Raw genomic sequence first — 19,560 nt, forward strand, 5'->3', positions numbered from 1 at the left:
GCGTTCGCGGGGAAGACGACGCTAAGATCAGCGCTGCCCGACCTGCACGCTCTCCGCCTGGCGCACGTAATCGGCGCTGACGTAGGGCGAGTAGTCCTTGAGCACCGAAGGCACGCGTTTCTGCTCCTTGAGGAAGGCGGCGGTGCCGGCGATGTCCTTCGCGGTGCCGCCACCCAGCAGGGCGGACGACAGTTGCGCCTGGGACTCGGGGAAGGCGGAGCCGGCCAGCAGCTCGGGCACGTCCTTCGGATCGGCGCCGGTCAGGCGGGCGATCTTCTTCACCTGCTCGGAATCGGCGGTCCACTGCGCCTTGTGGGCGTTGTAGTCGGCGAAGGAGTCCAGGCTCACGCGAGCGAACTTGGCGATGACTTCCGGATGCTTCTCAGCGAAGTCCTTGCGAGCGACCCAGACCTCGAAGGTCGGCGCGCCCCACTGGCCGACTTCGGCGGCGTCGGTCAGCACCTTGCCGGACTTCTTGATCTCGCCCAGAGCGGGCGACCAGACGAAGGCGCCATCGATGTCGCCGCGACGCCAGGCGGCGGCGATCTCGGTGGGATTGAGGTTGACGATCTTCACCTTGGTGGGGTCGATCTTCCAGTGCTTGAGAGCGCCCAGCAGGCTGTAGTGCGAGGTGGACACGAAGGGCGTGGCGATGGTCTTGCCGATCAGGTCTTCGGGCTTCTCGATCTTGCTGCCGTTGCGCACGACCAGGGCCTCGGCGGCATTGATCTGCGCGGAGACGATGAAGGCGACGATGGGCAGGCCGCGAGAGGTGGCGGCGGCCAGCGGGCTGGAGCCGAGGTTGCCCAGCTGCACATCGCCCGAGGCGATGGCGGCGACCACTTCCGGGCCGCTGTTGAAGCGGCGCCAATCGAGCTTCTCGCCGATGACCTTTTCATAGGTGCCATCGGCCTGGGGAACCTTGGTCGGGTCGATGCCGGTCTGGTAGCCGAGGACGATGTCGGCGAACGCGGCACTCTGGAAGGACAGGGCAGCCGCAACAGCGACGCCGGCCACGGCACGGCGTACGAAACGAGGTTTGTTCATGGTGTTTCCTCTGGGGTAACGGCGGTGCCGGCCTCCACAGAGGGGACGGACCACGGGACGGGATTCAGGTAGGTGAAACGGTGTCCGGTGGTCCGGTAGACGCTAGATTAACGATATAAAAAACACGCAATAAATAATATTTAGTTCTTAACTTATGAGCGCCCGAAGCTACGCATTTCAGGTCGCGCCGGCGTGCAAACGCGCACGCACGCCCTCCTCGCGCAGTCCCACCTCGACCGCCTGCCGCGCCACCGCGGCGGTTTCCGCCACCAGGGTCGCCAGCGCCGCGCTGCGGGTGAAACTCAAGCTGTTGTCCGCTGCCAGTGCCGCCTCGAAGGCCACGGCGGACTGCTCGGACAGGCGCAGGCCCAGCCCCAGCAAACGCCGCAGACTACCCACCGCCACTCGCGTCGGCAGCGCATCGCATGCCTGCATGGCCAGGCCCAGGGCGATGTTCGCCTGCAGCAAGGCCGCCAGGCTGCCGCGCAGTTGCGCGCGGGGCGTCCAGGGCAGGCCCGGCGGCAGCAGGATGTCCTCGGGATGCAGGCGCACTTCATGGCAGCGCAGCAGCCCGCCGCCGTTGGGCTCGAAGCGATCCAGCCCATCGCGGTCGGCCGGCAGCGCAGCGATCAGCAGGCCGTCGCTGGGTGCGTGCCAGGCGGAAATCACCAGCCAGTCGGCCACCTCGGCGCCAAAGCAGTCGTGACGCCCACCCTGCAGCAGGAAGCCGCCGCGCCGGTGCTCCCGCGCCAGCAGGCGGCGCTCCTGGTGATCCACCGCCTCGCCCCACAGCCAGTCGCGCTCCACGCTCCTCGGCAGCAGGCGTTCGCGCTGCTCGATGCTGCCCAGCAGCAACACGCTGGCCAGTTGCAGGTGGTGCACGGCGAACAGTCGGGCCAGGGTGCCGTCGCGCTCGGAGAGGTCGCGAAGGGTCTGCAGCACCTCGTCCCAGCCGGCGCCGCGCCCGCCGTATTCGGGTGGTAGCGACACGTCGAGCAGGCCGGAAGCGCGCAGCGCACGGCTCCAGCGGGCAGAGGGAAGATCGGGAAGGGAAGCGGTCGCCGCCAGGTTCATGCACACCTCGTCGAAACAGTCGGTCAGTGGCCTGGGCGTATGGCGCGCGGGTGTACTGAGAAAGGAAAACGGCCTCCCTGGGGAGGCCGTTTCATACCCTAGCGAAGTCGCCGGGCGCGGCGAAATAACCTTTCGGGCTTAGCTCATGCCGCATCCTGGCGACGCCACTGCGGCAGGCCGATCAGCACCACGGCGCTGATGATCACCGCCATCGCCAGGGACTCGGCCATGCCGATGTGCTCGCCGGCGAACACCATGCCGAGCATCACCGCCACCGCCGGGTTGACGTAGGCATAGCTGGTGGCCGCCGCCGGGCGCACATTGGCCAGCAGGTACATGTAAGCGCTGAAGGCGATGATCGAGCCGAACACCACCAGGTAGGCCAGCGCGCCCCAACCGGCGGCCGTGGGCATCTGCTCCATGCGCTCGCCGCTGAGGAAGCTGCCGAGCAGCAGCACGCCGCCGCCCACCAGCATTTCCACCGCGCTGGCCATGGCACCGCCGGGCAGGTCCAGGCGCCGGCTCCACACCGAACCGAAAGCCCAGGTCGCCGCCGCGAAAATGATCAGCGCCGCCCCCGCCGGGCTGCCCTGCAGGTTCGAACCGAGGTTGAGCAGCACGATACCGAACAGGCCCAGGGCAATACCGGCCCATTCCAGCGCGTTGGTCCGGTTGCCGAAGAAGCGTCCGAACACCAGGGTGAACAGCGGCACCGTCGCCACCGCCAATGCCGCCACGCCCGAGGCCACGCCCCAGTGCTCGGCGACCGTCACCCCGCCGTTGCCGCAGCTGAGCAGGAGGATGCCGATAGCGCCCGCCGACAGGCATTGCTTGAAGCTCGGCAGCGGCGCGCCGCGCCAGAGCATCCAGGCGAACAGAAGGGTCCCGGCGATGATGAAGCGGCAGCCCGCCATCAGCATCGGCGGCCAGGACTCGACGCCGATACGGATCACCAGGTAAGTCGAGCCCCAGATGAAATACAGCGCGAAGAACGCGGCGATCAGGGTCAGGGAGACGCGGGCTCTGGGCATGGTGATCGTGGTCATGGGAAGCGCTCGACAAGACAGGCGGAGCGCTTCATTTTATGAGGGCCGCTGGCGCCGGATAAGGCACAGACAACGCTAAAGCAGGCATAACACTTTTTATTCGATGGATTTTCAGGCGACTTTCCGTTGAATCAAATTTCGCCGAAAACGCCGAGGTTACGCCGATGGACAAATACGACCGCGCCCTGCTCGCCGCCCTGCTGGAAGACGGCCGGATGTCCTTCGCCGAACTGGCCCGGCGCATCAACCTGTCACCACCGGCAGTGGCCGATCGCGTGGCACGCCTGGAGGCAGACGGGGTGATCACCGGCTACCACGCCAGCGTAGACCTGTCGAAGATGGGCCGCTCGATCCAGTGCCTGATCGAGATGCGCCTGAACGACCATCGCAGCAAGGCCATGCTCGATCCGCTGCTGGAGATTCCGCAGATCATCGACTGCTACCGCATCACCGGCGAGGCCTGCGTGATGCTCAAAGTCGCGGTGAGCTGCACCCGGGAGCTGGAAGAGCTGATCGACCGACTCGCGCAGTTCGGCACCAGCAAGACCTCGCTGGTGCTGTCCACTCCCTTCTCCGGGCGCGTGCATCCGGCGATGTTGCAGGGCGGTTGATCTCATGTAGGAGCGCCCCATGGGCGCGATTCGCGGGCATGGCCCGCTCCTACAGGTAACGCCCAGCCGACGCGCGGATAAAAAAAGGCGGCGCCGCTCGCGCGGTGCCGCCTGAAGTCACGGAGTTGCTACATCGCGGGACCGGCAAACACCGGTCCCGTTGTATTGGATTACCGTTCGACGATTGCGGTCACACCTTGGCCGCCTGCCGCGCAAATCGAGATCAGCCCACGCCCCTTGCCGGCCCCGTCCAGCAGCTTGGCGAGGTTGGCGACGATGCGCCCGCCGGTGGCGGCGAACGGGTGCCCGGCGGCCAGCGAGCTGCCTTTCACGTTGAGCTTGCTGCGGTCGATGGAGCCCAGCGGCGCATCGAGGCCGAGGCGGGTCTTGCAGTAGTCCGCGTCCTCCCAGGCCTTGAGCGTGCACAGCACCTGGGCGGCGAAGGCTTCGTGGATTTCGTAGAAATCGAAGTCCTGCAGGGTCAGGCCGTTGCGCGCCAGCAAGCGCGGTACCGCGTAGACCGGCGCCATCAACAGGCCTTCGTGGCCGCCAACGAAGTCCACCGCCGCCGCCTCGCCATCCTTGAAGTACGCCAGGATCGGCAGGCCACGTTCCTTGGCCCACTCCTCGCTGGCCAGGAGCACCACCGAGGCGCCATCGGTCAGCGGCGTGGAGTTGGCCGCCGTCAGGGTGCCGCGCGAGCCGCGCTCGAATACCGGCTTGAGGGTGCCGATCTTCTCCAGGTTGATATCCGGACGCAGGTTCTGGTCGCGCACCAGGCCGCGGAACGGCGTCATCAGGTCGTTCTGCCAGCCCTGGTCGTAAGCAGCGGCCAGCTTGATGTGGCTCTCGTAGGCCAGCTTGTCCTGCTCATCGCGCGGTATGGCCCAGGTCTGCGCCATCAGCTCGCAGTGCTCGCCCATGGACAGCCCGGTGCGCGGCTCGCCGTTCTTCGGGATGTGCGGCATCAGGTGGCGCGGGCGGATCTTCAGCAGGCTCTTGATCTTCTCGCCGTTGGACTTGCCGCGGTTGGCTTCCAGCAGGATCTTGCGCAGCCCTTCGTTGACCCCGATGGGCGCATCGGAAGTGGTGTCCACGCCGCCGGCGATGCCGCACTCGATCTGCCCCAGGGCGATCTTGTTGGCGACTAGGATGGCCGCCTCCAGGCCGGTGCCGCAGGCCTGCTGGATGTCATAGGCCGGGGTCTCCGGCGCCAGGCGCGTGCCGAGCACGCATTCGCGGGTCAGGTTGAAATCGCGGGAATGCTTGAGCACCGCGCCGGCGACCACCTCACCCAGGCGTTCGCCGTGCAGCTTGTAGCGCTCGATCAGGCCGTCCAGCGCACAGGTCAGCATCTCCTGGTTGCTCGCCGTGGAATACACGGTGTTGGAGCGGGCGAAGGGAATTCGGTTGCCGCCGACGATGGCGACCCGGCGCAGTTGGGTCATGCAAGGCTCCTGACAGAGTGAGCGTTAGAGTGCGGTCAAGGCTAACCTTAGCCGTCCCCGCCGCATTGGCCGCCCCGCCGTCGCACAGGTCAGCACGGTCAATTGCGCCGATCCGGCGGCTGCGTAGAGTGGTCCCCACTTCGAGAATCCGTGCAGGAGCCCGTTCCATGACCGATCGCTACATCGCCTTCGCCAACTCCAACGTCGGCCGCCGCCTGGTCGGAGCCCTCGGCCTGCCCGCGCCGGTACGCCTGGAGCGCTGGAGCGCCGGGCGCACACGGCCAGTGGACGGGGCGCTGCTGCTAGGCGGCGAGGGCAACCTGAACGAAGCGGTGCTGCCGTTTTCCGGGCGCCTGACCGATGCGGTCTTCGCCTTTAGCGAAGGCCAGTACGGCCTGCCGCGCTGGACCGCCGAGCACGGCCCGAAACTCAAGGCCATCGTCTTCGACGCCAGCGGCCTGACCCGTTTCGAGCAGACCCTGGAGCTGCGCACTTTCTTCCAGGGCGCACTCAAGGGCCTGGATAAATGTCCGCACGTGGTGATCCTCGGTCGCGCCCCGGAATCCCTGAAAGACCCCATCGCCGCCAGCGTGCAGCGCAGCCTGGAAGGCTTCAGCCGCTCCCTGGGCAAGGAGATTCGCCGGGGCGGCAACGTGCAGCTGCTGTACGTCGGCAAGGGCGCCGAGGATCAGCTCGAAGGCGCCCTGCGCTTCTTCCTCTCGCCCAAGAGCGCCTATGTGTCGGGCCAGGTGATTCGCCTGTCCGCCTATGACAAGCAGGTGCAGGACTGGAGCCGCCCGCTGGTGGGCAAGCGTGCGCTGGTGACCGGCGCCGCCCGTGGCATCGGCGCGGCCATCGCCGAAACGCTCGCCCGTGATGGCGCCGAGGTGGTGCTGCTGGACGTGCCGCCAGCCAAGGACGCCCTCGATGCGCTGGCCGCGCGCCTGGGCGGTCGCGGCCTGGCGCTGGATATCTGCGCGGCGGACGCAGGCGCGCAACTGGTGGAGGCGCTGCCCGACGGCGTCGACATCGTGGTGCACAACGCCGGCATCACCCGCGACAAGACCGTCGCCAAGATGAACGAGGCGCTCTGGAATTCGGTGATCGACGTGAACCTCAAGGCCCCGCAGGTGCTGACCCAGGCCCTGCTGGACGCAGGCAAGCTGCACGATGACGGCCGCGTGGTACTGCTCGCCTCCATCAGCGGCATCGCCGGCAACCTCGGGCAGACCAATTACGCGGTGAGCAAGGCCGGCCTGATCGGCCTGGCGCAGGCCTGGGCGCCGTCGCTGGGCAAGAAGGGCATCAGCATCAATGCGGTGGCGCCGGGCTTTATCGAAACCCAGATGACCGCCGCCATCCCGCTGACCATCCGTGAAGCCGGCCGGCGCATGAACTCCATGGGCCAGGGCGGGTTGCCGCAGGACGTGGCCGAAGCCGTGGCCTGGTTCGCCCAGCCGGGTTCGGGTGCGGTGAGCGGGCAGGTATTGCGGGTGTGCGGGCAGAGTCTGCTGGGGGCGTGATCGCGTAGGGCGTACCACCGTTCGCGGTTGTGCGCCCCCGCTTTTGTAGGAGCGCCCCTAACCTTCGCCCCTCTTACCGCCCCCGCGCCGCAATCAACTGCTGGAACTCCTCCGCACTCAACCGACGGTCGCCATCGCGATCGCCGCGCAGGATCAGCGCCGGCTCCTGGGCCATGAACTCGGCCGGGCTGACTTTCTCGTCACCATCGCTGTCCGGCCAGACGACGGCATTTGGCGAGGGATTGCTGCTCTGGCTCGGCGGGGTGAGCTCCTGGCGGCTGAGGAAGCCGTCGGCGTCACGGTCCAGCCGGTGGAACATGCGCTCGCGCATCGCCGCCATGTCGCTGGCCTCGATGTAGCCGTTGGCATCGCGGTCCAGGCGGGAAAAGGCCGTTTCGCCCGTCTGGGTGGCCAGCGCCTGCTGGCAGCCCAACAGCACGGCGCCGCACATCAGGGCGTTACGGATTCGGCTTTGCATCTGGAAATCCTCGGGTGGAAAAGCGCGCCAAGCCTACTCAGCACTCCACTCGAAGATGTTCGATCACTCCGCCGGCGTCTGCGGCCGGCCCCGTCGGCGAAACTCCACCGGCGTCTCGCCGACCCAGCGCTTGAAGGCGCGGTAGAAGGTGCTCGGCTCGGAAAAGCCGGTACGCTCGACGATCACCTCGATGCGCTCATCGGTCTTGAGCAGCAGGTCCTTGGCCAGGCGGCAGCGGTAGTCGGTGACCAGGTCGTTGAAGCGCACCCCGGCCATGGCCAGGCGTTCGCGCAGGCGACGAGCCGGCATGTCCAGGCGGGCGGCGACCTGCTCCAGGGTCGCGCCGCCATCCACCAGCAGCACGCCGATCAGCTCGCGCACCTTGCGTACCAGGTCCAGGCGCTCGACCTCCGCCAGTTGCCGACGCGCCAGCGACTCGTGCATGCGCAGCAGCTCCGGGGCGGCATGGCGCGAGGGCTTGTCCAGCACGGCCGCATCGAACACCAGGGCGTAGCGCTCGGCGCCCAGCACCGCCGGGCAACCGTAGACGTCCTGATAGCGCTCGGCGGGCGCGCCCGCTTCGTGCATCAGCTGCACCTGGTGGGGTTTGAAGTCGCCTTCGGTGAGGGCGTGGAACAGTCGAACTACCGCGCCCGCGAGCATTTCCGGGAAGTGCCGGTTGGTCCCGGCCGTATGGCCGAGCAGCAGCACGGCGCGCTCGCCTTCGATTTCCAGGCGCGCGTTGAGGGTGTCGGAGAGCAGACGGACATAACGCAGGGCGTGGCGCAGACCTTCGCCGAAGGTCGAGCTGGAGAGGAACAGGTATTCCAGCAACAGGCCGTGGAACGCCGGCAGGTGGCCGGCCAGGTAAAGGCCGACGTGCTCCTGACCGCACTCTTCGGCGGCGGTCTTCCAGAACAGGTTCTGTGCGCTGTGGGGGAAACGTCCGGCGGGCAGGCTGCCGGCGGGTAGGCCAAGGCGCGCCAATACGAGGTCGGGGTCGGTGCCGCTGGCGCGCAGGGCGTCGATCACCGGGCGCATCAGCGCCACATCGTCGGTCAGATCACGCATGGTGTTTTTTTCTAGTTATCCATGAGGCGGGCCCATCTTAGGCAGCTTTCCTCTCCCCTCTCAAGAGAATCAGGAAGGCACTTGAACGAAATCTCCGAGCAATCGGACGGTCAGATTGACTTGCCTGCCGCGCAACGCGAAACCACGGCCAATGCCCGCCGCCGAGCGCTGGCTAAGCTGATTGAATATTCGTCAGGAGATACCCAATGCCCCGCGATTGGCTCGATCTGTCCGCTTCACCCGCCCTCACCGGCCTGTTCGTCCGCGCCGCCCTGTGCCGTGGCGTACGGGGCCGCAGCCTGTCGACCCGTGGCCTGCGCTGCCCGGTCACGGTCGATCCGAAGCATCTCGAGCGCTACCGCAAGGTCTGCGGCTTCCCGAACAACCACCTGCTGCCGCCCACCTACCCGCACGTCCTGGCCTTCGGTCTGCAGATGGGCTTGCTCACCGACGCGCGCTTCCCTTTCCCGCTGCTGGGCCTGGTGCATCTGGAAAACCGTATCAGCGTATTGCGCCCGCTGGGCGGGCTCGGGCCGTTCAACGTCAGCGTGCGGGTGGACAACCTGCAGCCCCACGAGAAGGGCGTGACCTTCAGCATCATCACCCAGCTGCATGACCAGCTCGGCCTGCTCTGGGAGGGCGACAGCCGCGTGCTGTTCCGTGGCATGCGCCTGGACGGCACGCCGCCGCCCCGCGAGGAGGCCGGCGAACTTCCGCTGGAGCAGATCGACGCCTGGAGCTGCCCGGCGGATATCGGTCGCCGCTACGCACGCGTCGCCGGCGACTACAACCCGATCCACTTGTCCGCCGCCAGCGCCAGGCTGTTCGGTTTCCCCCGCGCCATCGCCCACGGTCTGTGGAACAAGGCGCGCAGTCTGGCGGCGTTGGGCGAGCAGCTGCCAATGGCCGGCTATCGGGTCGATGTGCGTTTCCAGAAGCCGGTGCTGCTGCCCGCCTCGGTCAACCTGCTGGCCAGCGAACCGGCGCCAGCCGGGCAGTTCAGCCTGCGCGGCAAGGACGACCTGCCGCACATGGCCGGCAGCTGGCGCCCGCTCGACGCTTGAAGGTGTCCGCCTGAAGCCTGAAGCTATGGGGCTCACGTTGGAGCCCCATCTGCATGAACCTCGAAGAACTCACCGCGCGCCTGCACGCCATCCGCGACCACAACGACTGGAGTCGCTTCCACAGCCCGAAGAACCTGGCCATGGCCGCCAGCGTGGAAATGGCGGAGCTGGTGGAAATCTTCCAGTGGCTGCGCGAAGACGAGTCCCGCCAGCTGCCGCCGGAAAAACTCGCCCACGCCGGGCAGGAAGTCGGCGACATCGTGCTCTACCTCCTGCTGCTGTGCGCCGAGCTGGGCATCGACATGGAGCAGGCGGTACGCGCCAAGCTGGCCGACAGCGAACGACGCTTCATCGAAGGGGGCGCCAAGTGAGCCAATCCACCAACAATGGCGACCGCCACTTCGACGAACTGGCCACGCGTTTCGCGGAGAAGATCTACGGCGGCGCCAAGGGCGCGATCCGCCTCGCCGTGCTCCAGGCGGACCTCGCCGAGGCACTGCCGGAGCGCCCACTGCGCGTGTTGGACATCGGCGCGGGCCTGGGCCACATGTCCCTCTGGCTGGCCGGGCGTGGCCACGACGTGACCCTCGCCGAACCGGCCGCGCCGATGCTCGAAGGCGCCCGCCAGCGCTTCGCCGAAGCCGGCCTCCCCGCCACTTTCATCGAGGTCCCCTGGCAGGACCTGCTCGGCCAGCTCAACGAACCCTACGACCTGGTGATCTGCCACGCCGTGCTGGAATGGCTGGCCGAACCGCTGGCGATCCTGCCCGTGCTGCACCAGTTGACCCGCGCCGATGGCTGGCTGTCCCTGGCCTTCTACAACCGCGATGCGCTGATCTACCGCAACCTGCTCAAGGGCCACTTCCGCAAGCTGCGCAAGAACCGCTTCGCCGGCGAGGGACAGAGCCTGACCCCGCAGGAGCCGCTCGACCCGCGCACGCTGGAAGCGGCCATGGACGGGCACTGGCGCATCGAGGCGCGCAGCGGCGTGCGGGTGTTCCACGACTACATGCCGGTTGAGTTCCAGCACAAGGCCGAGCCGCTGGACCTGGTGGAGATGGAACTGCAATACCGTCGCCATCCCGCGTTCGCCGGCCTGGGTCGCTACCTGCACTGGCTGTGCCGGCCGCAGGATTAGGTGCATAGTCTGCTGGTGCGCACGCCGACCGGTCCGGGCGTGTGGGAGTCCGTCATGCCGCGTTACCTGCTGATCCTGCCGCTGTTCGCCGCCCTGGCCGCCTGCCAGAGCCCGAACCCCTACACCGACACGTCGCTGCCGATGCCACCGGCGCCGGCTTCTGCGGCCCATCCGGGGCTCGACCCCGGCAGCTACCCGGCGCCGCCGCTGGACTATGGGCACTACCGCTCCTGGAACTGGGCCGACGGCACCGGATTCGGTGGCCCGCTGCAGGACGCCGTCAGCGAAGCCCTCGACCAGCGTGGCCTGCGTCCGGCACGCGGCAATGCGCCGGCAGACCTGGTGGTCAGCGCCCAGCTTTCCAGCGAACAACGCACCCGGCAGACCACCGACTACTACGGTGGCGGCTACTACGGCGGTTGGGGCGATCCCTGGTACGGCGGCGCTTACTACCCCGTCGTCCGCACCTACGTGGTCACCGTCAGCATGGTCCACATCACCCTGTTCGACGCCCACAGCCATCAAGAGGTGTGGAGCGGCAGCGCCGAATACGAGAACGGCAGCAGCCAGAGCGACCAGGCCCGCGCACTGCGCGAGGCCGCGCGCAAGGCCATGGACGGTTACCCGCCAGCCTGAACCTCGGCGCGCCGGTAAGCGGGCACGTTGGCTGGCGAATCCACCATCACCGCATCGGCGCCCAGCGCGTGCGCCTCACGATAGGCCTGCGCCGAATTGATGCCGAACATCACCACCTTCGTCGCCGAAGCGCGTCGCACGCAGTCCATCGCCCCGGGCGTCCACAGCCGCGCCGGCTTCACCTGATAGGACGACGAGCCCAGGGTGAACTGCTCGGTCACGGTCAGGTCACGGTCCAACTCGATCCCCATCCAGGCGCCCGGCGCTGGCGGCGAACAACGCCCCGCCATGGCCAGATCGACCAGACGATTGCGCGTGGCGTCGCGGCTTTCGAAGGAGTGCGCGCGACCGGCGTAATGCTGCTGCAGATAATCACTGGCTTCCCGCTCGGTGGAGTAGAAACGCACCCGGCCCCAGGCCTGCTCCTGATCCAGCGTGCTGGCCGTCGCCTCGATCACGCTGGCAACCGGTTGTGCCTTGATATCGAGAAACACCGGCACCTGCGCGGGAATCACCCGCAGTGCCTCGGCCAGCGTGGGGATGGTCTGCGGATCGGTGCGATACGGGTAGGCACCCGCCACATCCTTGAACTGATAGCCCGCATTCACCTGGCGCAACTGCGCCAGCGTCTTCGATGCCACCGCTCCCTGGGCATCCGTCAACGCCGACAGATCCGCCGGCCGATACAGTACCGCCACGCCGTCGGCGGACACCTGCACCGACAGCCAGAGGCCGTCACTGTGATTGGCCAGCGCCGTGCGGATCGCCAGCAGGGTGTTCTCCGGCGCATCCCCGGTGCCGCCCCTGTGCGCCACCACCCTAGGCTCCGGCAACGGCGGTCGCACGCCCTCGACACTGCACGCCTGCAACAGGACCAGACCCAGAACAGCCCCCAGCACTCGACTCTTCATCGCACACTCCTTCCAGCGCATAAGTCTCGACTCTATCAACCGGAAGGGCCGGGCTAGACGTCGAACATTCCCTGCTTGCCATTCCGTCTGCCTTGCGCTTCGATGGAATTCTCTGAAGGGAGTATTGCGATCATGATCCGCCGTTTACTGCTTCTGGGCCTGATGCTGGGCCTGGCCGCCTGCGAAACCACCAGCGTCAGCCGCGACTACGACACCACCCGTGACTTCTCCCGCTACATGACCTGGAGCTGGGCACAGCCGTCGTTCGAGTACCGCCCGGACGACCCGCGCATCAAGAGCGACCTCACCGAACAGCGGATCACCCAGTCCGTCGCCGACCAGCTCGACCAGCGCGGCCTGCGCCAGGCCCAGGGTGGCAACATCGGCGACGTGAAAGTGCGTGCCTACCTGATCGTCGACCAACGCCAGGACCAGATCACCTCCTACAGCGGTGGCTACTGGAACGGTTACTGGGGCGGCTACTGGGGACCACCACCGATAGCCGAGACCCGCACCGTCACCTACAAGGTCGCCACCATCCAGGTCGACCTGTTCGACGGCAAGGACGGCAAACTGGTCTGGCGTGGCAGCGGCGAGCAGGTCATGCGCAGCAGCCCGCCGACGCCCGCCGAGCGGGAAGCGGCGATCAACGAGACGGTGCAGAAAGTCATCGCCCAGTATCCGCCGCACTGAGCCGGGAGACAGCGTGGAACATCCAGTCCTTACCCATCGCCCCGCCGCTGCCGGCGACCTCGACGAGGTGGTGCGCTTTCCCCAGGATCGCGACGAGCTCTTCTACTGCTACCCCAAGGCAAGCTGGCCGCTGACCGTCGGCCAGCTTGCCGCCGCCATGGCCGAGCGCCGGGGCAGCACCCTCGCCCTGCTGGACGGGCGCGCGGCGGGCTTCGCCAACTTCTACCAGTGGCAACCGCGCGAATACTGCGCGCTGGGCAACATGATGGTCGCGCCCTCGGCCCGCCGGCACGGCGTGGCCCAGTACCTGATCGAAGTCATGGAGAAACTCGCCCGCGACCAGTACAAGGCGCGGGTGATGAAGGTGTCCTGCTTCAACGCCAACACTGCCGGGCTGCTGCTCTACACTCGGTTGGGTTATCGGCCGCAGGCCATCGTCGAGCGCGCCGACCCGCAGGGCCGGCGCATCGCCCTGGTACAACTGGAGAAAGCCCTTGACCCCATCTGACCGGCAGCGGGTGCTGATCATCGTCAGCAGCGGCCCGAGCACCCCGGCGCGCTGCGCGGCGCCCTTCTACACCGCTACCCTGCTGGCCTGCATGGACGCCCAGGTCACCCTGTTCCTCAGCGGCGAAGGCACCCGCCTGGCGCTCCAGGACGTCGCCGACCACCTCTACGCCGCCGAGGGCGGCGAGCCCGTCAGCCACTTCATCCAGCAGGCCAAGGAAGCCGGCGCGCGCCTGTTGATGTGCCGCGCACCGGGCGTGCCGATCGACGAAAGCCGGCTGATCGAGGAAGTCGACGAAATCGCCAGCGGCGGCGAGCTGGCGCGGATGATCCTTGAGTACGACCGGGTGCTGACCCTGTGAAGCTGCACGGTCTGGAATTTCCTGCCGACCGCCTGTACGCCCCCGAGTACAACCTCTGGCTGCGCGAGGAAGCGGACGGCGCCATCACCCTTGGCCTCACCGCCTACGGCTGTGCCCTCTACGGACAGATCTTCGCCTTCACCCCCAAGCGCGATGGCTGGCATATCGACTGCGACCGCAGCTTCGGCGTGGTGGAATTCGCCAAGGCCGCCTCCTCCGCCCGCAGCCCGCTGGATGGCCACATCCTCGCCAGCAACGACGCGCTGGTGCGCCGGCCGGGGCTGATCAACCAGGACTGTTACGGCGACGGTTGGATGGTGCGCCTTGCGCCCGACGACTGGGCCGCCGACCGTGGCCGCTTCCTGCAAGGCCAGGCCGCGCTGGATGCCTTCGCCCGGCGCATGTACCTGGACAACTTCGACCCCGAGGACGACGGGGTGCAGGCCCTGCGCCCATGAGCCGGGCAGGCGCCGCACAACGCTGGCGCCTGCCGCTCCTGCTGCTCCTGTTCGCCTGCCTGCCGCTGCGCGCCGACCAACCGGCGCAGCCCGGCTTCGTCTACCTCGACCAGGTGCTCAAATCCGCCCGCTATGACGTGCGCTACGCCAGCTCCGACAACTTCGTCGGCCGGCCCATCGACGGCTACCAGAAGGCACGGATCATCCTCACCCGCGAAGCCGCCACCGCGCTAGCCGCGGTGGAACAGGACCTCGCCCTGAGCGGCCTGGCCTTGAAAGTCTTCGATGGTTATCGCCCGCAACGCGCCGTGGAGGCCTTCAAGCGCTGGGCCGACGACTTGCAGGACACCCGGCAGAAAGCCCGCTACTACCCCGACCAGGACAAGCGCACCCTGTTCCGCGACGGCTACATCGCCAAGCACTCAGGGCACTCGCGCGGCAGCACCGTCGACCTGACGCTGGTGGATGCAAAGACGGGAGAGGAGTTGGACATGGGCAGCCGCTTCGATTTCTTCGGCCCCATTTCGCACCATGGCACGACGCTGATCAGCGTGCAGCAGACCCGCAACCGCGAAACCCTGCGCCAGGCCATGCTACGCCACGGATTCGAGCCTTATGCCGCGGAATGGTGGCATTACCGGCTGAAGGCCGAGCCCTATCCCACGACCTATTTCGATTTTCCGGTGCGGTGAGGGCTGGAAAGCGGCCGTCCCTGGCCACGGGACGACTCACTCGTCGTCGTGATCGTTCTTGGTGGAGTTCTTCTCGGCGTTGCTCAGGCCCTTAGCGTTGTGATCGCCAGGGGTCGTGGCCGACACGGCGGTCGACTTCGACAGTCCTTGGGTCGTCTTCGAATGGGCTACGGCCGAGGTCGCCTTGCCATGGCCCTTGCTGTCGTTCTTGGTGCTGCCGGTGTGGTGACCGTTCTTGCCATGGTCACGCGTGGCTTTGCCGGTGTGCGCGACGCCGTCGGTCCGGCCGTTGCTCTTCGAGCCATGGAGGCCCGAGTTACTGTCGGACGGGTCTGTCGAATGGCTGATGGCGCCTTTGCCCCGGCCATTGCCATGACCATTACCATCGCCATCACCGTGACTGGCGCCGTGGCCATTTCCATCGCCATCACCGTGGCTGGCGCCGTGGCCGTTGCCACCGCCATTTCCGCCACCGTTACCGCCACCGTTGCCACCGCCATTTCCGCCGCCGTGACCACCACCGTTCCCTTGGGCATACGCCGAGCCGATCGGTGACAGATCGGCGGGCAACAATGCTGCCGAACCCAGCACGAAGGCACAGGCAATCGCAGCAACCAGGGTCTTTTTCATGATCAATACGCCTCCAGGGGGCGGGGGTTGAGATACCTGTGAGACACACCACAACCCACGCGGTTCGCACCGTCCGACGAAATACTCCGGCTCGCGGCGGGCAGCACTCGCCGCAAGGCCCGCGGCAGACAGCGCGCAGGGGCCCGGTACCCCGGTAAAACCTGCGCCGGCACGGCACGCGCCCACCACCGAGAGGCCTGGACAACCGCCCGCCTTAATCTGCCGTTAATTCTTCCAGCCGAATCTCGAAGCTCACTCCAGGAGGACTCCCCTATGCTCAAGCTCTCCGCGGTTGCCTTCGCCTGTATCGCCCTCGTCGGCTGCTCCGACGCCCCGCACTACAACCAGTTCAGCGCCATCGAATCCCCCGTGCGCGAATCCTTCGGCGAAGACAACCTCGAACGCCAGCCGGCGCATGTACAGCTGCAGACCAATGACTTCTCGTCGCAGCAGCAACGGATGATGTGGGGGCAGTAACGCCTCGCGGCCTCGGCAAGCCGTGGCGAGCGATGCCACGGCGGCTGCTCGGCAGCAGCTGATCGCCAAGCCACAAGCAAAGGGATCCCCCCGCAGGCTCACCCACACCGTTCCACCCCGCCCCCCCGCCCCGCCCGAACTGGAAGAGCACACCGACGAACACTTCCAGGAACACGGGCCGTTCTCCAACTACCGGAACGGCTTCGACTACGCGGTGAAGATGTCAGGCGTGAACCTGCCGCAGAGGCAGAGGGTGCACGTGCTGCGCTACACCTTCGCGAGTCACTGCATGGCGCACGGCGGGAACCTTCTGATGCTGCAACAGGTGCTCGGTCACACCTCGCTCACATGACCATGCGCTACGCGCACCTTGCGCCGGATCATGTCCTGGACGTGCTGGCACTGGAGCCAACCTGGGACTTTCGTCACCTTCTCGATACCGGCGAAGATGGCCAGTGCTAGTATGTTTTGGCAAATTTTGCCATTCCCGAGAGACCGGTCCCATGAGCACGATGAATATTTCCCTGCCGGATGCGCTCAAGAGCTTTGTCGATGAGCAGGTCAGCCAGCGTGGTTATGGCACCAGCAGCGAGTACGTGCGCGAGCTGATTCGCAAGGACCAGGACCGTCAGCGTCTGCGAGGCCTGCTGATTGCTGGCGCAGAGTCGATGCCAGCGGCACCTGCCGACAGTGAGTACTTCGAGTCGCTCCGCACGCGGGTACGGAAGGCCCGTGGATGAAGGCGAAGACAGTCATTCCGCGAGTACTCGCCAATCAGGACGTTGAAGCGGCTGTCGATTACTACCTGAGCGAAGACGCCGAACAGGCTGCTCTGGGGTTTGTCGATGCCCTGGAAAAGGCATACGCCCATATCGCCCGGCATCCTGCCAGTGGCTCATCCCGCTATGCCCACGAACTGGATTTGCCGGGGCTGCACTGTTGGCCACTCAAGCGCTATCCCTACCTGGTGTTCTACGTCGAGCGCGACGACCACATCGATGTGTGGCGTGTACTGCACGGCATGAACGACATCCCTTCCTGGATGCAGGCTGACGAGGACGCACAGCACTGAAAGCCTCTCGACACTTTTTCGACACTGAGTGTTTTGAGAGGCCGGGGGATTTTCTGGAAGCCTACAGCCGCAAGGGCTGTAGACAGGAGAAGTGGCGGAAGGCAGTGGGAGTCGAACCCACCCAGGAACGGCTGCCGTCCCCCACCGGGTTTGAAGCCCGGCCACGCCACCGGGCGTGATTGCCTTCCATATTGATTTATAAGGCTTTTTCTTCAGCTTCCGTTGCCGACTTCGGTGGAGTGTCGAAGAAGTGTCGAAAATCCCTGCTCGGACCGAACGCCAGCACGTCCTGCATGTGTCCTGGGGCGAGGTGCGCGTAGCGCATGGTCATCGCCAACGTCGAATGGCCGAGTATCTTTTGCAGCGACAGGATGTTGCCACCATTGGCCATGAAGTGGCTAGCGAAGGTATGTCGCAGGACGTGAGCCTTCTGACCTGGCGGTAACTCTAAACCAGCCTTGGTGACAGCTTCATCAAAGGCGTTGCGGCAATTGGTGAAGTGTCCGTGTCGCTTGAAGTGGTCAAGGATGCGGCTTTCCAGTTCCGGCGAAATCGGGATGGAACGACGACGCTTGGACTTGGTGTTGATGAAGTGCACTGCACCACCTTTCACCCTGGACGGCACAAGCCCCTGAGCCTCACCCCACCGACAGCCAGTCGCAAGGCAAATGGTCGAAATCAGTTCGACATGCGCGTGCTGCATCTGGCCCAGCGTGGCAAACAGCGTCGTGATCTGCTCATGATCCAGATAGGCCAGCTCGCTCTCCTGCAACTTCAGAGGCTTCAGGGTGGCCAGTGGATTCGGGTAATCGATCTCTCCGAACTGGATCAGGCAGTTGAACATCGCCCGTAGATACGACAGCTCATTGTTGAGGGTCTTGCGACTGTATCCGTCCTTGATCCGCTTGACTCGATACTCGGCAAACTGGATTGCCGTGAAGGCCCGTCCAACAGGGTCTTTCAGCCGTTCGATCATCCGCCGCATCAACAGCTCGCGCCCCTCATAGTCGCTCAGAGCGTGGCCGTGCAGAACGCCCCAGCGGTCGAGCAATTCCAGCAGCCTTCGACGGTCCTTGGGCGCAGGGTTCCAGTCCGGATTATCGATGCACTTCTGTCGCACCGTGGCTTCGAAGCGCTGCGCCTCCCCCTTGGTACTGAACCGCTTGCGGAAACGCTTTCCCTTGATCGGTTCGACATCGACGAACCAGCGACCATCGGGGAGCTTGGTGATGCTCATTAGATCGCATACCCCCGCTTCAAGTACCGGTCGTTGATGAGCCCGATGATGTGACGTTCGAGGTCGCGAGTGCTGTAACCCTTGGCGGTGTAGTGGTCTTCGATCACATGCCAGAATGGAAGCGTTCTCCCGACCTCAAGGGCTTTTTTTGGTGGTACGCGCTCCCGTGCAATGAGGCTGGCGAACTGGCCCAGAAACATCTCGCAGTTCTTGCCCGAGAAACCCTGTGCGGTCTTGTAGTAGCGACGATATTCAGCGCGCTCGATGAGCGGATCGGCCTCTACCTGCACCTTGGTATCCAGGGTGATGAGCGACCAGAACGGATCGAACCACTTCGGGTTGTCCAGCAACAGGCGGAAGCTGTCGCAGGCGTATTCCCACAGCCCTTGCAGGTGCGGGCAGAGGCCCGAGTAGGTGCGGCAACCGATCACCTCGCCAGAGGCCATACGGGAGCCTTCGGAGAACTGCTGAATGACCGAGTGGTGGAAACGGAACTCGATGCGCCACACCGTTTCCAGCGGGTTGTAAGCGGGTTCGCCGTCACCGAAGGGATCGCCATTGAGGGAGGCCCAAACGTTTTCCCAATAGTCGAGCTTGTCGGTGCTCCGGGCCTGTAGCGTCTTGTTGTAGATGCACAGTTGCAGGCCGTTGGCCGAGCCGAACATGAATGTCTCACCGCGCCCATACACCGAGGCATTGCCGTCGAATTCGATACGGTCGATCCCGCTGATCTGGCGCACCCGGTGCGAGCGACAGCGCATGCGGTCAACGAGATCAGAAGAAGGCGTCCAACCCTGCACGTCGAGCGCGAGGTGCACGGCGCATTGGTTCACTTCGCTGGCATACAGAACCGCAGCGGAAAGGTCATCGAGCACGCCTTGCAGGATCGACGGATCGGCGCCATCCAGGGCGTGCGGAGACACTTCGATCTTGAGGTGCGGGCCGATGTTTTCGAGCTTCACATTGTGATTCTTGATCAGCAGGATCAGGCCCATATCGGCGTTCTGGAGGCGGTACTGGTAGCCGGAGTCTCGCCCTACCCTGCCCTTGGCCCACTGATACCCGGCGAACTCTACGATGTCTTCCGGCTCATCGAAGACCGCCATGACTTCGGGACGAATCAGGCCGTTGTACAACTGGCGGAGCGTGTCCACGCCGCAACGCAGCAGACGCACGCCGGACAGGTCGGTGAACTTGGCCAGTTTGTCATCGAAGAACAAACGCCCTTCGGGCGACTCATAAATTTCCCCACCGGGTTTGAGGGTGACGCGGACTTGGTGTTGTGGCTTGGTCATTGGAAACACTCCAAATAGGTACTAATCGAAACTGTGCTCAGTGGGTTATCCGACGTGTTACAGGGTCGTCGGCCGCGCCGCGCCGAGCGC

25 protein-coding genes and 1 tRNA gene are annotated in these 19,560 nt (G+C 65.7%); 15 read left to right on the plus strand and 11 right to left on the minus strand.

Translation table 11 applies throughout. The features are described from left to right. Positions 1-27: 27 nt before the first annotated feature. The 3 genes from tauA to yedA form a co-directional block, all read right to left on the minus strand. Positions 28-1,047, minus strand: a complete 1,020-nt coding sequence (gene tauA / locus GA645_RS24690; protein WP_152226351.1) for a taurine ABC transporter substrate-binding protein — start codon at positions 1,045-1,047, stop codon at positions 28-30. 177 nt (positions 1,048-1,224) lie between these two features. Next, positions 1,225-2,121 carry an acyl-CoA dehydrogenase family protein gene (locus GA645_RS24695; protein ID WP_152226352.1) on the minus strand — a complete coding sequence of 299 codons (897 nt, stop codon included), beginning with the start codon at positions 2,119-2,121 and terminating at the stop codon, positions 1,225-1,227. Positions 2,122-2,264: 143 nt separating this feature from the next. Then, positions 2,265-3,152 carry a drug/metabolite exporter YedA gene (gene yedA / locus GA645_RS24700; protein WP_152228303.1) on the minus strand — a complete coding sequence of 296 codons (888 nt, stop codon included), beginning with the start codon at positions 3,150-3,152 and terminating at the stop codon, positions 2,265-2,267. 179 nt (positions 3,153-3,331) lie between these two features. On the opposite strand from yedA, the gene GA645_RS24705 reads away from it, so the two are divergent. Continuing rightward, positions 3,332-3,778: an Lrp/AsnC family transcriptional regulator gene (locus GA645_RS24705; RefSeq protein WP_152226355.1), complete on the plus strand. Its 447-nt coding sequence runs from the start codon at positions 3,332-3,334 to the stop codon at positions 3,776-3,778. A gap of 170 nt (positions 3,779-3,948) precedes the next feature. Here the strand turns inward: GA645_RS24705 and GA645_RS24710 are convergent, their stop codons facing one another. Continuing rightward, on the minus strand, positions 3,949-5,226 hold the full coding sequence (locus GA645_RS24710) for an acetyl-CoA C-acetyltransferase (protein ID WP_152226357.1): 1,278 nt from the start codon (positions 5,224-5,226) through the stop codon (positions 3,949-3,951). Positions 5,227-5,393: 167 nt separating this feature from the next. Between GA645_RS24710 and GA645_RS24715 the strand changes: the two genes are divergently transcribed. Next, positions 5,394-6,749 (plus strand): 3-oxoacyl-ACP reductase, encoded by a 1,356-nt coding sequence (locus GA645_RS24715; protein WP_152226359.1) that lies wholly within the window; start codon positions 5,394-5,396, stop codon positions 6,747-6,749. Positions 6,750-6,822: 73 nt separating this feature from the next. On the opposite strand, the gene GA645_RS24720 is transcribed toward GA645_RS24715, so the two are convergent. Both GA645_RS24720 and GA645_RS24725 read right to left on the minus strand, forming a co-directional pair. Continuing rightward, positions 6,823-7,227 (minus strand): EF-hand domain-containing protein, encoded by a 405-nt coding sequence (locus tag GA645_RS24720; RefSeq protein WP_152226361.1) that lies wholly within the window; start codon positions 7,225-7,227, stop codon positions 6,823-6,825. Between the two features lie 63 nt (positions 7,228-7,290). Then, positions 7,291-8,298 (minus strand): AraC family transcriptional regulator, encoded by a 1,008-nt coding sequence (locus GA645_RS24725; RefSeq protein WP_152226363.1) that lies wholly within the window; start codon positions 8,296-8,298, stop codon positions 7,291-7,293. Positions 8,299-8,504: 206 nt separating this feature from the next. Here GA645_RS24725 and GA645_RS24730 point away from each other — a divergent pair, with 206 nt between their 5' ends. From GA645_RS24730 to GA645_RS24745, 4 genes are read left to right on the plus strand one after another with little or no spacing between them, the layout of a single operon-like run. After that, positions 8,505-9,362 carry a MaoC family dehydratase gene (locus GA645_RS24730; protein ID WP_152226365.1) on the plus strand — a complete coding sequence of 286 codons (858 nt, stop codon included), beginning with the start codon at positions 8,505-8,507 and terminating at the stop codon, positions 9,360-9,362. A 53-nt stretch (positions 9,363-9,415) separates the two neighbouring features. Then, positions 9,416-9,733, plus strand: coding sequence for a nucleotide pyrophosphohydrolase (locus tag GA645_RS24735; protein ID WP_152226367.1), 318 nt, complete (start codon positions 9,416-9,418; stop codon positions 9,731-9,733). After that, complete coding sequence (locus tag GA645_RS24740) at positions 9,730-10,500, plus strand: methyltransferase (RefSeq protein WP_152226368.1); 771 nt, start codon at positions 9,730-9,732, stop codon at positions 10,498-10,500. The genes GA645_RS24735 and GA645_RS24740 overlap by 4 nt, the downstream gene beginning before the upstream one ends. Positions 10,501-10,554: 54 nt before the next feature. After that, complete coding sequence (locus GA645_RS24745) at positions 10,555-11,136, plus strand: DUF4136 domain-containing protein (protein ID WP_152228305.1); 582 nt, start codon at positions 10,555-10,557, stop codon at positions 11,134-11,136. Here the strand turns inward: GA645_RS24745 and GA645_RS24750 are convergent. After that, complete coding sequence (locus GA645_RS24750) at positions 11,121-12,047, minus strand: glycerophosphodiester phosphodiesterase family protein (protein WP_152226370.1); 927 nt, start codon at positions 12,045-12,047, stop codon at positions 11,121-11,123. The genes GA645_RS24745 and GA645_RS24750 overlap by 16 nt on opposite strands. A 132-nt stretch (positions 12,048-12,179) precedes the next feature. On the opposite strand from GA645_RS24750, the gene GA645_RS24755 reads away from it, so the two are divergent. Genes GA645_RS24755 through GA645_RS24775 form a run of 5 tightly spaced genes read left to right on the plus strand, consistent with a single transcriptional unit; the run spans position 12,180 to position 14,759 of the window. After that, the gene (locus GA645_RS24755; RefSeq protein ID WP_152226372.1) at positions 12,180-12,740 is read left to right on the plus strand and encodes a DUF4136 domain-containing protein; all 561 of its coding nucleotides are present in this window, start codon (positions 12,180-12,182) and stop codon (positions 12,738-12,740) included. A gap of 13 nt (positions 12,741-12,753) precedes the next feature. After that, positions 12,754-13,248, plus strand: coding sequence for a GNAT family N-acetyltransferase (locus GA645_RS24760; RefSeq protein WP_152226374.1), 495 nt, complete (start codon positions 12,754-12,756; stop codon positions 13,246-13,248). Next, positions 13,235-13,609, plus strand: coding sequence for a DsrE family protein (locus tag GA645_RS24765; RefSeq protein WP_152226376.1), 375 nt, complete (start codon positions 13,235-13,237; stop codon positions 13,607-13,609). The genes GA645_RS24760 and GA645_RS24765 overlap by 14 nt, the downstream gene beginning before the upstream one ends. Beyond that, positions 13,606-14,067, plus strand: coding sequence for a glycine cleavage system protein H (locus tag GA645_RS24770; RefSeq protein WP_152226378.1), 462 nt, complete (start codon positions 13,606-13,608; stop codon positions 14,065-14,067). The genes GA645_RS24765 and GA645_RS24770 overlap by 4 nt, the downstream gene beginning before the upstream one ends. After that, entirely contained in the window at positions 14,064-14,759 is a 696-nt protein-coding gene (locus GA645_RS24775; protein WP_152226380.1) for a M15 family metallopeptidase, read from the plus strand. Before GA645_RS24770 ends, GA645_RS24775 begins: the two co-directional genes overlap by 4 nt. Before the next feature lie 36 nt (positions 14,760-14,795). On the opposite strand, the gene GA645_RS24780 is transcribed toward GA645_RS24775, so the two are convergent. Continuing rightward, positions 14,796-15,389, minus strand: coding sequence for a hypothetical protein (locus GA645_RS24780; RefSeq protein WP_152226382.1), 594 nt, complete (start codon positions 15,387-15,389; stop codon positions 14,796-14,798). 273 nt (positions 15,390-15,662) lie between these two features. On the opposite strand from GA645_RS24780, the gene GA645_RS24785 reads away from it, so the two are divergent. The 4 genes from GA645_RS24785 (at position 15,663) to GA645_RS24800 (ending at position 16,938) form a co-directional block, all read left to right on the plus strand. Beyond that, on the plus strand, positions 15,663-15,866 hold the full coding sequence (locus tag GA645_RS24785) for a hypothetical protein (RefSeq protein ID WP_152226384.1): 204 nt from the start codon (positions 15,663-15,665) through the stop codon (positions 15,864-15,866). A gap of 22 nt (positions 15,867-15,888) precedes the next feature. Further along, complete coding sequence (locus GA645_RS29130; RefSeq protein ID WP_256676015.1) at positions 15,889-16,218, plus strand: hypothetical protein; 330 nt, start codon at positions 15,889-15,891, stop codon at positions 16,216-16,218. A 151-nt stretch (positions 16,219-16,369) separates the two neighbouring features. Then, entirely contained in the window at positions 16,370-16,606 is a 237-nt protein-coding gene (locus GA645_RS24795; RefSeq protein ID WP_152226386.1) for a type II toxin-antitoxin system ParD family antitoxin, read from the plus strand. Beyond that, positions 16,603-16,938 (plus strand): type II toxin-antitoxin system RelE/ParE family toxin, encoded by a 336-nt coding sequence (locus tag GA645_RS24800; protein ID WP_152226388.1) that lies wholly within the window; start codon positions 16,603-16,605, stop codon positions 16,936-16,938. Before GA645_RS24795 ends, GA645_RS24800 begins: the two co-directional genes overlap by 4 nt. A 92-nt stretch (positions 16,939-17,030) precedes the next feature. Here the strand turns inward: GA645_RS24800 and GA645_RS24805 are convergent. From GA645_RS24805 to GA645_RS24815, 3 genes are all read right to left on the minus strand, one after another. Next, positions 17,031-17,126: transfer RNA gene (locus tag GA645_RS24805), tRNA-Sec, on the minus strand. A gap of 8 nt (positions 17,127-17,134) precedes the next feature. Next, positions 17,135-18,175, minus strand: coding sequence for a tyrosine-type recombinase/integrase (locus tag GA645_RS24810; protein WP_152226390.1), 1,041 nt, complete (start codon positions 18,173-18,175; stop codon positions 17,135-17,137). Next, positions 18,175-19,470: a hypothetical protein gene (locus tag GA645_RS24815; RefSeq protein ID WP_152226392.1), complete on the minus strand. Its 1,296-nt coding sequence runs from the start codon at positions 19,468-19,470 to the stop codon at positions 18,175-18,177. Before GA645_RS24815 ends, GA645_RS24810 begins: the two co-directional genes overlap by 1 nt. Positions 19,471-19,560: the final 90 nt, after the last annotated feature.

Origin of the sequence: Pseudomonas sp. SCB32, assembly GCF_009189165.1 — a bacterium.
GTDB lineage: Bacteria > Pseudomonadota > Gammaproteobacteria > Pseudomonadales > Pseudomonadaceae > Pseudomonas.